This is a genomic window from Bacillus sp. BB081 (assembly GCF_008368895.1).
GTDB classification, from domain to species: Bacteria; Bacillota; Bacilli; order Bacillales; family Bacillaceae_G; genus Bacillus_A; species Bacillus_A wiedmannii.
In genome coordinates this window covers 1-13,221 of the sequence record NZ_QOZX01000019.1, presented here as the reverse complement: position 1 = coordinate 13,221, position 13,221 = coordinate 1, and the positions used below count along the sequence as shown (strand labels likewise).

Annotated in this window: 16 protein-coding genes; 7 read left to right on the top strand and 9 right to left on the bottom strand. The window is 34.7% G+C overall.

All coding sequences use genetic code 11. The features are described 5' to 3' along the window. The first annotated feature begins 9 nt into the window (after positions 1-9). The 4 genes from dltA to dltD all read left to right on the top strand — a co-directional run bounded on the left by dltA (position 10) and on the right by dltD (position 4,167). On the top strand, positions 10-1,524 hold the full coding sequence (dltA, locus tag DN394_RS11075; protein WP_097993824.1) for a D-alanine--poly(phosphoribitol) ligase subunit DltA: 1,515 nt from the start codon (positions 10-12) through the stop codon (positions 1,522-1,524). Beyond that, complete coding sequence (dltB, locus tag DN394_RS11070) at positions 1,521-2,687, top strand: D-alanyl-lipoteichoic acid biosynthesis protein DltB (RefSeq protein WP_000127922.1); 1,167 nt, start codon at positions 1,521-1,523, stop codon at positions 2,685-2,687. Before dltA ends, dltB begins: the two co-directional genes overlap by 4 nt. Before the next feature lie 68 nt (positions 2,688-2,755). Then, on the top strand, positions 2,756-2,995 hold the full coding sequence (gene dltC / locus DN394_RS11065) for a D-alanine--poly(phosphoribitol) ligase subunit DltC (protein WP_000807310.1): 240 nt from the start codon (positions 2,756-2,758) through the stop codon (positions 2,993-2,995). After that, positions 2,992-4,167: a D-alanyl-lipoteichoic acid biosynthesis protein DltD gene (dltD, locus tag DN394_RS11060; RefSeq protein ID WP_097993822.1), complete on the top strand. Its 1,176-nt coding sequence runs from the start codon at positions 2,992-2,994 to the stop codon at positions 4,165-4,167. Before dltC ends, dltD begins: the two co-directional genes overlap by 4 nt. A gap of 17 nt (positions 4,168-4,184) precedes the next feature. On the opposite strand, the gene DN394_RS11055 is transcribed toward dltD, so the two are convergent. Beyond that, on the bottom strand, positions 4,185-5,279 hold the full coding sequence (locus DN394_RS11055; RefSeq protein ID WP_097993820.1) for an NAD(P)H-dependent flavin oxidoreductase: 1,095 nt from the start codon (positions 5,277-5,279) through the stop codon (positions 4,185-4,187). A 115-nt stretch (positions 5,280-5,394) separates the two neighbouring features. Here DN394_RS11055 and DN394_RS11050 point away from each other — a divergent pair, with 115 nt between their 5' ends. Next, complete coding sequence (locus tag DN394_RS11050; protein ID WP_046957089.1) at positions 5,395-6,315, top strand: S66 peptidase family protein; 921 nt, start codon at positions 5,395-5,397, stop codon at positions 6,313-6,315. A 27-nt stretch (positions 6,316-6,342) separates the two neighbouring features. Here the strand turns inward: DN394_RS11050 and DN394_RS11045 are convergent, their stop codons facing one another. Together DN394_RS11045 and DN394_RS11040 are read right to left on the bottom strand one after the other, a co-directional pair. Further along, a complete protein-coding gene (locus DN394_RS11045; RefSeq protein ID WP_000435198.1) occupies positions 6,343-6,741 on the bottom strand; it encodes an SseB family protein in 399 nt (132 codons plus the stop codon). Positions 6,742-6,923: 182 nt separating this feature from the next. Beyond that, positions 6,924-7,415, bottom strand: coding sequence for a carboxymuconolactone decarboxylase family protein (locus tag DN394_RS11040; protein WP_097993817.1), 492 nt, complete (start codon positions 7,413-7,415; stop codon positions 6,924-6,926). A 63-nt stretch (positions 7,416-7,478) separates the two neighbouring features. Here DN394_RS11040 and DN394_RS11035 point away from each other — a divergent pair, with 63 nt between their 5' ends. Both DN394_RS11035 and DN394_RS11030 read left to right on the top strand, forming a co-directional pair. After that, a complete protein-coding gene (locus DN394_RS11035; protein WP_001175493.1) occupies positions 7,479-7,931 on the top strand; it encodes an Lrp/AsnC family transcriptional regulator in 453 nt (150 codons plus the stop codon). A gap of 100 nt (positions 7,932-8,031) precedes the next feature. After that, a complete protein-coding gene (locus tag DN394_RS11030; protein ID WP_000707107.1) occupies positions 8,032-8,214 on the top strand; it encodes a DUF3913 family protein in 183 nt (60 codons plus the stop codon). 29 nt (positions 8,215-8,243) lie between these two features. Here DN394_RS11030 and DN394_RS11025 read toward each other — a convergent pair whose 3' ends face one another. The 6 genes from DN394_RS11025 to DN394_RS11000 form a co-directional block, all read right to left on the bottom strand. Continuing rightward, complete coding sequence (locus DN394_RS11025) at positions 8,244-9,257, bottom strand: CPBP family intramembrane glutamic endopeptidase (RefSeq protein ID WP_097993816.1); 1,014 nt, start codon at positions 9,255-9,257, stop codon at positions 8,244-8,246. 227 nt (positions 9,258-9,484) lie between these two features. After that, on the bottom strand, positions 9,485-10,261 hold the full coding sequence (locus DN394_RS11020) for an ABC transporter permease (RefSeq protein ID WP_097918465.1): 777 nt from the start codon (positions 10,259-10,261) through the stop codon (positions 9,485-9,487). Next, positions 10,261-11,163 (bottom strand): ABC transporter ATP-binding protein, encoded by a 903-nt coding sequence (locus DN394_RS11015; RefSeq protein WP_046958218.1) that lies wholly within the window; start codon positions 11,161-11,163, stop codon positions 10,261-10,263. The genes DN394_RS11020 and DN394_RS11015 overlap by 1 nt, the downstream gene beginning before the upstream one ends. 14 nt (positions 11,164-11,177) lie before the next feature. After that, positions 11,178-11,972: an ABC transporter permease gene (locus tag DN394_RS11010; protein ID WP_149293792.1), complete on the bottom strand. Its 795-nt coding sequence runs from the start codon at positions 11,970-11,972 to the stop codon at positions 11,178-11,180. Next, on the bottom strand, positions 11,969-12,667 hold the full coding sequence (locus DN394_RS11005; protein ID WP_046958220.1) for an ABC transporter ATP-binding protein: 699 nt from the start codon (positions 12,665-12,667) through the stop codon (positions 11,969-11,971). The genes DN394_RS11010 and DN394_RS11005 overlap by 4 nt, the downstream gene beginning before the upstream one ends. Beyond that, entirely contained in the window at positions 12,664-13,044 is a 381-nt protein-coding gene (locus tag DN394_RS11000; RefSeq protein WP_097918466.1) for a GntR family transcriptional regulator, read from the bottom strand. Before DN394_RS11000 ends, DN394_RS11005 begins: the two co-directional genes overlap by 4 nt. Between the last annotated feature and the right edge of the window lie 177 nt (positions 13,045-13,221).

Below are 13,221 nucleotides of genomic sequence, written 5' to 3'. Positions count from 1 at the left end.
GGGAACGTTATGAAGTTATTAGAACAAATTGAAAAGTGGGCTATTGAAACGCCTGATCAAACTGCTTTTGTTTGGCGAGATGCGAAAATTACGTACAAACAATTAAAGGAAGATTCTGATGCGTTAGCACATTGGATTTCTTCTGCGTATCCAGATGATCGTTCACCAATTATGGTGTATGGCCATATGCAACCTGAAATGATTATTAACTTTTTAGGATGTGTAAAAGCTGGACATGCTTATATTCCTGTAGATTTATCTATCCCAGCTGATCGTGTACAACGTATCGCTGAAAATTCTGGTGCGAAACTACTTTTATCAGGAACTGAAGTAACTGTAACTGATTTACCAGTTCGCATTGTAAGTGAAGACAACTTAAAAGATATTTTCTTTACTCATAAAGGGAACACTCCAAATCCTGAACATGCGGTAAAAGGTGATGAGAACTTCTACATTATTTACACATCAGGAAGCACAGGTAATCCGAAAGGGGTTCAGATTACTTATAACTGCCTTGTAAGCTTTACAAAATGGGCTATAGAAGATTTCAACTTACAAACAGGGCAAGTATTCTTAAACCAAGCACCTTTCTCATTCGATTTATCTGTCATGGATATTTACCCATCATTAGTAACAGGTGGTACACTTTGGGCAATCGATAAAGATATGATTGCACGTCCAAAAGACTTGTTTGCTTCTTTAGAGCAATCGGATATACAAGTATGGACTTCGACACCATCTTTCGCAGAAATGTGTTTAATGGAAGCATCTTTCTCTGAGACTATGCTACCGAACATGAAAACATTCTTATTCTGCGGTGAAGTGTTACCAAATGAAGTAGCTAGAAAATTAATTGAGCGTTTCCCGAAAGCGACAATTATGAATACGTACGGTCCAACAGAAGCTACTGTCGCTGTAACAGGTATTCACGTTACAGAAGAAGTGCTTGATCAATACAAATCACTTCCAGTTGGCTACTGTAAATCAGATTGCCGCCTTCTTATTATGAAAGAAGATGGTACGATTGCACCTGATGGTGAAAAAGGTGAAATCGTAATTGTCGGTCCAAGCGTAAGCGTTGGATATTTAGGAAGCCCTGAATTAACAGAAAAAGCATTTACTATGATTGACGGTGAGCGCGCCTATAAAACAGGTGATGCTGGCTATGTTGAAAATGGTCTTCTATTCTATAATGGTCGTCTTGATTTCCAAATTAAGCTGCATGGTTATCGAATGGAATTAGAAGAAATTGAGCATCACCTTCGTGCGTGTTCTTACGTAGAAGGTGCAGTTATCGTTCCAATTAAAAAAGGTGAGAAATACGATTATTTATTAGCGGTTGTTGTTCCTGGCGAACATTCATTTGAAAAAGAATTCAAACTAACATCTGCAATTAAAAAAGAACTCAATGAGCGATTACCAAACTACATGATTCCACGTAAATTCATGTATCAATCTTCTATTCCAATGACACCAAATGGAAAGGTAGATCGCAAAAAATTATTGAGTGAGGTTACAGCATGACCGCATATGGATCATTTTATTTTTTCGCTATAGTGGGCATTTTATTAATACCTACTATCATAGCTGGATTAAAAGGTAAAATGTTGCGTAAATATAATGCCGTTTTAACATTAGTAATGATTGCTATTATCTTCTCGGATAAACCGAAGCAAGCGATTATGTTAGCCGCATTTATTATTTGGCAATATGCCCTAATTAAAGGCTATTTAATTTTAAGAAAACAAAATAATAGTACATTCATGTTTTGTATAGCTGTTATTTTATCGATTTTGCCACTTATTTTGGCAAAAATCGCACCATTTGTGCCTGAATTACATTTTATTGTTTTCGCAGGTATGTCTTACGTAACATTTAGAGCAGTACAAATGGTCTTTGAGGTTCGTGATAATTTAATTAAAGAACTTTCCTTCTTTAATTTCTGGGAATTCGTTTTATTCTTCCCTGCGATTTCAAGTGGACCTATCGATCGTTACCGTAGATTCCAAAAAGATATCCAAAAGCCACCTAGCGCTGAGGAATATCAAAAGTTACTATATACAGGGCTTAACCGTATTTTCCAAGGTTTTCTGTATAAATTTATAATTGCGCACTTGATAACAACATATCTTGTAAAGGCAGTATTCGCCAATCAAGATACACTTTTATCTAATGCGATTTTTATGTACGCTACTAGCATGCAATTATTCTTTGACTTTGCAGGTTATAGTGCGTTCGTAATTGGTATCAGTTACATGATGGGAATTAAAACTCCTGAAAACTTTAATAAGCCATTCCTTAGTCGTAACATTAAAGACTTCTGGAACCGCTGGCACATGAGTTTATCATTCTGGTTCCGTGATTTTATTTACATGCGTTTCGTCTTTTTTGCAACGAAGAAAAAGTTAATTAAAAACCGCTACACAATTTCGTATATCGGTGCATTTTTAAACTTCTTCATCATGGGAATTTGGCACATCCAAGGAAGCGCTGTTGCGCAGTATGTTATTTATGGTCTATATCATGCCGCACTGTTTATTTTATTCGATATTTTCGAGCGAAAAAACAAGAAGCATAAGTTTTGGCCAAACAATAAATTTACACATGTCCTTGCGATTGTAATTACGTTCCACGTTGTATGTTTCGGTTTCCTAATTTTCTCTGGACACCTTAACAGATACTTTTAATGCACCCTTCTTATACTATTAAGAAGTTGCACATATAATATATTTCGGATATAAAGGAGATTTTAAAAATGGCAGAATTTAAAGAGCAAGTATTAGATATTTTAGAAGAAGTATGTGAAAACGATATTGTGAAAGAAAACTTAGATGTTCAATTATTTGAAGAAGGTATTCTTGATTCTTTCGCTGTAGTATCTTTATTAGTTGAATTCCAAGAGCGTTTAGATATTGAAGTTTCTATTTCTGATTTTGACCGTGACGAGTGGGCTACACCAAACATGGTTATTAAGAAGTTGGAAGAAATCCGATGAACAAAGCAAAATTTGGTCCGATGCTTTTAGCATTGGCCCTTTTTGCTGTATTCTTACTTATTCCAACGCGCTTCCTACTTCCACTTTTAAGTGATGAAAAAGTAGAGCAAGCTGCGACTTCTTTAAAAGAAGAAAAGATTCAAAGTATGATATTACAGCAAAAGATGTTAGCAGACCCGAAATACCTTCCGATGTACGGTTCATCGGAATTCGCACGTATGGATGCTTTCCATCCATCAAATTATTTCAAAGTAAAGCCTGAAGGGTTCACACCATTCTTACTTGGACGCGGAGGAACACAAGACCTTGTACATGTGTTAAACTTTGCATCTACTATGGATCAATTGAAGGATAAGAAAATGGTATTCGTTCTTTCTCCGCAATGGTTTGTACCACAAGGTATTGATGAAACACACTTTGCACCTAACTTTTCAAAACAACAAGGTTATCACTTCATTTTCAACGATGATTTAAAGCCTGAAATGAAAAAGCAAATTGCAAAACGTTTATTAAACTTTGAAATCGTCAAGAAAGAAACTTTACTAAAAATTTCGCTTGAAGGTATCGTTTATGATGATACAAAGCATAAAGTAAAAGCACTTGCTGCTAAACCTTTCGCTTATATTTATCGTAACATTTTAGATCGTAAAGATTTATTTACAGCAATGTTTGATATTAAACCGCATAAAGAAAAACTTGACCCTTCATTAAAACAAATGAATTGGGACGAAGCTCGTAAACATGCAGATCAAACTGGTACAGTAGAATCAGGTTCTAACGAATATGGTATCGAAGATAATTACTTCAACAGCAAAATTAAGAAGAAATTGAAGCAACGTGAAGGCTACTTAAAAAATGATGCTTATGATCAATCGCCAGAATATGAAGATTTACAAATTGTACTTGATTTATTAAAACAATCTGGCGCTAAACCACTCTTCATTTCTGTTCCTGTAAAAGGTCCTTGGTACGATTACGCTGGCTTCCCGAAAGAACGTCGCGAATTGTACTACAAGAAAGTTCATGAGCAAATTGAGAAAGCTGGCTATCCAATTGCCGACTTCTCAAATCATGAGTATGATAAATACTTCTTAAAAGATCATATGCACTTAGGTTGGAAAGGCTGGGTTTATATCGATGAGGCCATCCAACAATTTTATAAAGCAAACTAATGAAAAGACCACTTGAATTATTCAAGTGGTCTTTTTCTATAAATATTTTGTAATTGTTCGATTACGTTCTCTGCTTCTTTCATAACTCGCTCCACTACATGCTGAGCTGATTCTATTCGTGCTAACGATGACGCTTGCCCTGCCCAAAGCGACATGTATTCTCCTTTATTTTGTTTTGCTGCTTCTTGGCGTATTTTAGAGGTTAATACATTTTGCACTGGATACATCGGAAGCCCTTCTTCTTTCCCTTCATGTCTCTCTATAAATTCATTACGAATACCCCGCGCATATTTCCCGGAAAACGCACGGGTCACAGTTGTACTCGTATCTGTACTATGTAACACAGCTTCTTTATACACATCATGCGTAATACTTTCTTTACTCGTTAAAAAGGCTGATCCCATTTGAACAGCTTCTGCCCCCAGTGTAAATGCCGCAACAAGCCCTTGTCCGTTCATTACACCACCTGCTGCAACAATTGGGATATGCGGGACTGCTGCTACTAACTGCGGAATTAATGCAAACGTCCCAATCATAGCGTCCTGTTCTTTCCCAATAAACGTTCCTCTATGCCCTCCTGCCTCACTACCTTGACCAACAATAATGTCTACTCCTAATTCAGCAAGCACCCTCGCCTCTCTCACATGAGTAGCTGTTCCGATGACTTTTATTCCTCTTCTTTTTAAGTCACCTATTTCTTCTTTTTCTAACGTTTGAAATGCAAAGCTAACGACTGGTACGTTTTCTTCTATTAACACTTGTAATTGTTCTTTATAGCTTTTGGGGAGCTTTATCGCCTCTTCTGCCTCTATACCGAATTCTCTATTCACTCCGCTAAGTAATACCTTTGCCAAGTTTACTTTCTCTTCTTCTATCTGTATCTCTTTCGTTAACAGTAAATTAACACCGAAAGGCTTATCAGTTCGTTCCCTTATTTTATTAATTGCTTCACGAATTTGCTCAGGGCTCATATAGCCTGCTCCAAGCGTTCCTAGTCCTCCGCTATTACTTACAGCTGCAACAAGCTCAGGCGTCGTAATTGCACCTGCCATACCTGCTTGAATGATGGGATACTTAATTTGTAATAGATCTATTACGCGACTTGTAAACATCATTTCCCCTCCTATTCCCCTTATATCTTCTTTATTTGACAAACTTTCCCCTTCTTTTACAAGGGTTGAACTTCATAGGAAGCGAATATATTGAAAGGGAAGGAGGCTAAAAACAATGATATATCCAAATGCGTTACAACAAGGTGATACAGTAATGGTTATTGCACCGTCCGGCCCACCAACAATTGAAAATGTATTAAAAGGGGTAACCCTATTACAAGAAATGGGTTTATCTGTAGTAATCGGGAAGAGTGTTTATGAGAAATATGGATATTTAGCTGGAAGTGATCAAGTTCGGCTCGATGATATACATGAAGCATTTACAAATAATGAAGTAAAGGCCATTTTCTGTGCACGAGGTGGTTACGGAAGTGCTCGTCTCCTCCCTCACATTCAATATGAAATCATTCAGCAGAATCCAAAAATCTTTTGGGGATATAGCGATATTACAGCTTTACATACGGCCTTTTCACGTTATGCAAAGCTTGTTACTTTTCATGGTCCAATGGTTGAAGAACTAGGTAAAGGTGTAGATTCTCTTTCTTTATCTTCTTTCAATCAACTATTCCATCCGTATTCAACCATCTTATCTGCTTCAGAATGTATCGTACCTACCTCTCCATGTACAGTTACAGGCACATTGGCGGGAGGAAATTTAACTGTATTAACGAGTATAATTGGCTCACCCTATGAGATAAATACGGCTAATAAACTTTTATTGCTTGAAGACATTGGGGAAGAACCGTATCGCATTGACCGTATGTTAAATCAGCTGCTTTTATCTGGCAAGTTTAATGAATGTAGCGGTGTTATTTTTACAAGTTGTCACGACTGCACTCCTTCTAAACCATCTCAATCATTGCAAACAATACTATATGAATATTTCGCACCATATCATATACCTGTCCTATTCGGTTTACCGATTGGACATATAAGCCCAAACATCGGGATTCCTCTTGGAGCTACAGCGACAATAAATACAAATAATAAAACACTCTCTATTTCTTCTGGCGTAGCCAATCCGTATTCAAATTAAAAAGGAAAAGCGATTCCGCTTTTCCTTTTATTTATAATAATTAAAAATTCGTCCAGATGCGATATCTGCAACTTCTTCTGGAATAAATGTTTTACTTATATCAGTGCCAACATTTAATACTGCTGTAGCATCTTTCTCAATGCTACCAAATAATTCTTTTCCACGTATCGTAATAAGGGGCGTTCCTTCTGGCAACACGTCTTTTACAAATTCCATTTGCGTAAAGAACGGAACAATCCATCTACCCTCTCCTTGGAAATGACGCAAACGAAGTATTCCTTCTGTTGCCCCGTCCTCTGCTTCTAGTGAACCAGCAACATAAAACTCAGTAGATAAGAGCAATTCATAAAATTCCTTTTGCTTCTGTTTATCGTCCCCTGCTACAACAAGTACTTCTTCTATTCTCTTTAACGGAATTTGCTCCATATGATGCCACCCCTATTTCAAAATGATTGTACTTAGATTATACGAAATATTCTTATTTTTTTCTACATAATTCGCAATTATTTTCTTAAAATAATTTTAATGCTTCTTTTGTCGTCACAATCGTAGCAAATTCTTCATGTTGAAACGCCTTTTGTACATCAATTATAATAAGTGCTATTTGATTAGTCATCATTTTCTCCTTCATTCGGCTGTAATTGAAACAGAAAACCAAGTTGTTGCGATGCAGTGATAAAACAAATATAAGCGCAAAGCTCTACAATTTCTTTTTCCGTCCAATATTGTTTCAATGCATGAAACATATTATCATCTATTGCCTTTTTATCATGAACAAATGTATGTGCAAAAGTAACTGCTACACTCATTTCTTCTACCTTTTGCATATCATCAGGTCTTCCCTTTGCCATACAGTACGGACATTCATTCCCGTACGCTAATGTTCTTCTTACTTGCTCCTTTAGCTCTGCCGACAGAGTTCCTTTACTATACAGTGTATTCTCTACCATACTCCATGAATGTAATAGATCTGGATTATACCCTAATAACTTTTGAAACTTTGTAACTCCTACATTTGATAATGAAATTCTCTCCATCATTTCCCCTCCTATTTCCTTCCGTTTTATTGTAAAATAAATAAAGTTCACTTTACATTTCATATGAATCTTAATTTATATTTTTCCTTTACAAAAATTATTATTTTACTGGAGGTATATTTACAAATGCAACTAGACCGTGTCGATCGAAAGATTTTAAATGAATTATATAATGATAGTCGCCTTTCCATGCGTGAATTGGCGAAACGAGTAAACTTATCTGCTCCGTCTACTGCAGAACGTGTTCGCAAACTTGAAAGTGAAGGCGTGATTCAAAAGTACACAATTGATATCGATTATAAAAAAGCAGGACTTGTTTTAGATTGTATTTTAGAAATCACTTTAAAAAATGGTGATACAACACGTATGCAACAGTTTATTCAGTCTTATCCATCTGCAAGTTTTTGTTACCGAGTAACAGGAAGCTTATGCTACATTGTAAAAATTTCTGTTCCTTCACTCGTTGAACTTGAAGATTTTATCAATGATGTTTCTTCATATGCAACGACAGTTTCTCATATCGTATTATCAGAAGTATCTCTTACTCCGGACATTGAACATATATTCCCAGAAAATTAATTTATTTTTATTCAAAAAACATTTAAAAACCCCTTACATTAAGAATAAAAATAATATATCATGTATTAAAATACATAAAGTTCGGGAAAGGGGCTTTACATTGAAAATCTGGTTTTATGAAAAAACGGCACAATTAGATGACTTACTTGGCATTTGGGATAATGTTCCCACTATCCCTCGAATTGGTGAAAAAGTGGAGATTTTAAAAACAGTCCGCACTGTTACAGATATTAAATATGTAAAGAACGGTAATAATTTTCGTGTAGAAATTATTACAAATTAAAAAGTAGCTCTTAAGGAGCTACTTTTTAATTACCTATCATGCACTTTCTTTATAACGATTTTATCTTCTTCTACAGATACTGTTACATAATCATTTTCTTCTAACCGAAGCTTATTTACTGCTTCATCTGGTAGCTCTACAGCCATCAGTCTATCTGTTACGATCACTTGACTATACACTTCATTTTCTTGTAATGCACTCACCACTTTTTCCTCATTTAAAAAACGTACTGGTGGCACACCTACTTCTTTTACTGTACGCCATTGCTTCCAAACGTAAGGAATTAACCAAAGTAATCCAACAACTGTCAGACCGATACCGATCCATAAATTACTTTGCGCTTGTAATTCAAGAATTGAAATTGCACTACTCTCTTCTCCACCGACAAATTGCATACTTGTTGCAATCAAATTATTTAGAGCGTGTACAGCGATATTCGTCCATATATTTTTTGTCTTTATGTATAAAAGACACATTACAACACCAAACATGAACGCACCAATAACATCAAAATGTCCTAGACCAAAAATAAGTGAAGATATGATTACAGCTTTTTTAATTCCCCATTTATGAGCCATTCGCTGTAAAAAGAATCCCCTAAAAATAACCTCTTCCATAATAGGTGCTAATACACATGCTGAAATGAAAGTAAATATCGTCATATATATGTTACTCGTATTAATAACATTTCCGTCTTCTAGCATAGTAACTAAGAAATTCGGTAACGTATGTGCTAATATGTAAAATTGAATATGAGATATACCGACTGAAAAAATCATTCCCATTATCGTTGCTAATACAATTAATCCCCACGGTAAACGTCCTGGCTTATCAAAAAAACTATTAAATACAACATTATTTTTATTGGTTTTTACGTATAACCAAAATAATGGAAATACAAAAAATACAGTTATTTGTGAAATAACCTCCATCGTATTCTCAGAAACATTTGATAGACCTAATGGGATCATCGTAAGGAACAATCCTATAATCATCCATCCAAAAAAGCTACGTAGCCTTATACGTGAAAATGCATAGTGCATATAGAACACCCCCAAAGATAATAAAAATAAATGATTGGATAGCTAAATTATAATATGAATATAGTTGAAAATCTTCCTATTTCTCTCATATACTTTCAAATAGCATATCTCTTAAAATATATAGTAATCATTTTATTTAATATACCGTATCGCTTTTCTTTAAGCTGAAAGATAGGAGAAAGTTATGTAATAAAAATCCCCGTTTATACAAGCGGGGATTTCTTTTATTATAATACGTCACGTTTTTGGAATAATGCACTTGATGCTACAAGTAATACAACAAAGTATGCAGCTACAAGTAATAATGAAGTTGTAAATGTAAACTCTGTAAATGTTGGTTCCGTTCCGCCACTTACTAGTTTATTGCTATCGTACACACTTAAATTTAAATGGAAAAACACTACAAATTTAGCTACACCTTTTGCAAACATCATCAGTACCATATTAATTGGTCCTTGTAAAAAGAAGAGGAACATCGTAATAATTAATGGTAATACAGATTTTCTAAATACGTTTGCTAAGAAAAATGCAAGCGTCGCAAAGAAGAACGGCGAAAGTACTTGATATAAAGTAGATTTCATTACGATTCCTACCGTTAATTCTGTTTTACTACCATCCATTACAATGCCGCCAATAATCATTGCAATTAACGTGCTAGCAAATATGATAAATACTATAGTAAGTAACACTGTAATATATTTAGAGAATAAAACTGTCATTCGTTTTCTTGGACGGATTAATAACTGCTTAATTGTACCTTTTTGGAACTCATCAGTAATCATACGAGAAGCAATCGTAATCCCAAAAATTGTTGCAAACAAAGTAATTAAACCAATCTCTGAACTTGCAAAATCTAAATATGATCCTTTAAATTCACTTCCGTCTCCCCATTTCAGCATCGCTAAAACTCCCAAAATCTCCAATACTGCAATGACACCAATTAAAATATACATACCTTTTTTCGCATGTAACTTTAAAAATTCATTTTGAATTAATTTAAACATTACGCTTTCACTCCCCCTGTAATCGCTAAGAACTCATCTTCTAACGTTTTAGTTTGAACAGTAACTCCGTATACAAGCACATCGTCATTTACAAGTTTTTTTACAAGTTGTGGGATTTCTTCTTTCATTACAGATACTGCAATTACATTTCCTTGCGTCTTACCTTTAATGATTTCATTTGCTTTCTGTACTTGATCTACTTCAAACGCTACAACTACTGTCTCATCGTGTTTCGCTTGTTCATGTAAGTTGTACTCTTGCACAAACTCACCTTGCTTAATAATAACGACGCGATCACACATTAGTTCAATTTCACTTAATAAGTGACTTGATACGATTACAGCAATATTCTCTTCTTTCGCTAAACGTTGTAAATAATCACGAATTTGGCGAATACCAGCTGGATCTAATCCATTTGTCGGCTCATCTAAAATTAAGATTTTCGGCTGATGAAGTAATGCCTGTGCAATTCCTAGACGTTGTTTCATACCAAGTGAATATGTTTTCACCTTTTTATGAATTGCATGTTCTAATTCAACAAGCTTTACAATCTCAGCAATGCGCTCTTTACTAATTGGTGTAATTGCCATATTCGCAAAATGCTTTAAGTTTTGCATTCCAGTCATATAATCATATAGTTCAGGATTTTCTACAATCGCTCCAATTTGCTCTAGCGCCTTTTCACGCTCCGTGCGAATACTATGACCACAAATTGTAATATCGCCCTCTGTCATTGATATAAGACCTGTCATCATACGAATTGTCGTCGTTTTACCACTACCATTCGGTCCAAGAAACCCGTACACTTCCCCTTCACGAACTTCAAATGATAAACCACGGATAATTTCCGTCCCACCAATCTTTTTTCGAACATTCTCTAACTTTACTACTACATTTCCCAATTCTGATTCCTCCTTTAGACTTCTAGTTTTTTATCGATTATGCGACCTGTTATATAAACAAGTAGAACAAATATACCGATTGAAAAAGTAAGACTATATAAATTCATAAGTCTTTCTGGATATAGTATGAGATTCATATCCGCTGATTCATCTATATAAACTAATTTTTTAATAAAAGTAGGTATAGGCGCAAGTCGGCCCAGCATTTCATATATCATATTGATTACTTTCGTTACTAGTAAAAATAAGAAGAAAATAATTACATACTCCATTTTTTTCTTTTTCAAAGAAAATACTTTAACGCCAACTACTGTAAAAAGTAAAACTAACAATACACTTGATAAATTAAATACATATAACACGCTACTAAATAACTGCTTTACCATATCTAGTGTAAGTGTACTTTCGGTAAATAACAATTCATAAAGTTCTGTACCTTTTATTACTTTCATCGAAATACTATAGAAAAACATAACACCTATTAATTCAAAACACATTAAGCTAATTGCTGCATATGACAATATTGCTAAAACAATTTTTTTACCAGATATCGGTGTTAACCGAAATAATTTACTTTCAGTCATTTTCCCAAACGCAGACATCGCCTGCAGAAATACTAATACCGCAAAAATTAAATAAACTAAGAATACTAAAGCAATTGTAATCATTTGCCTTACTTCTCCTGATTCTTGTTTAATATAATTCCCCATACTTACAAAAGCGACAGCTGCAATAAATATGAATGACAATAACGAAATAAAAATTTGTTTTTTATTCGCATTGTACATATATATTAAACTGGCCTTCATCTACTAAACACCTCCTTAAACAAATCCGTAACAGCTTTTCCTCGTTGGAAACGTAATTCCTCTACATTTTCATGCAGTACACTTTCACCATCTTTTAAAAAGATTACTTCGTCAAAAATATTTTCCACTTCTCCAATTAAATGTGTTGCAATTAAAATGGTACAATCTTCGCGATAAAACTGTAAAATAAGTTCTAATACGTGTTCTCTAGAAACAAGATCAATTCCACCCAGCGGTTCATCTAGTACGTATAACTTCGCTTTCCTCGAAAATGTTAAAATAATTTGTAGCTTTTCAACCATACCTTTTGATAAAGCTGTAATTTTTTCTTCTAACGGTATTTTAAATTCCGCAATCGTATCTACCGCTTTTTGAATATCAAAGTCTTTATAGAAATCTCGATAGAAAAATAAAGAATCTTTTACCGTCATCCAATCATCAAATACTGGTTTATCCGACATAAAAGAAACAATTTCTTTCGTTTCTAATCCTACCTTTTTACCAGCGATTGTAATACTACCTTCGGAAGGATGCTGCAGACCGGCAATCATTTTCAATAACGTCGTTTTCCCGCTCCCGTTATCTCCAACGAGTCCTATAATTTTCCCTTCCGTAATCTCTATGTTTAATTCACGGATCACTGCTTTTAACCCGTATCTCTTCCATAAGTTTTCTATTTTTAATAACTCTGTCATTCGCTCTCCTCCCTCTTCTCATGTAATGAAGAGCGAAGGATTGTAAGAATTTCTTCTTCTGAAAAACCTAAATTGTCCATTCCATCTATAAAAGAATGAAGTAATTCTTTCGCCATCTCTTTTCGCAGCTCCATAATTTTCTCCCCTTCATTCGTTACATATCGTCCCATTCCTCTACGCGTTACAACAACCCCATCCCGTTCTAACTCTTGAAATGTACGCTGAATCGTATTTGGATTTACTTGTAATTCACTCGCTAATTCACGTACAGAGGGAATTTTATCACCAGGCAATAAACTTCCTGTTACAATTTCTTTCTTTATGTATTCCATTACCTGAATGTAAATTGGTGTATTTGGAGAAAACTCTATTTTCATTTCTTCCCTCCTTTTGTATTGGTGTACTAGTTAAATAATACACTGATACAAAAGGATTGTAAATACCCATTTAATTACAAAAAAGTTCTATCCATTAGCCAGATAGAACTTTCCAAACAGAAATCGTTATACAAAAATAATAGTGTTATGTAAACAAACTCATAAAGAAAAGCTGTC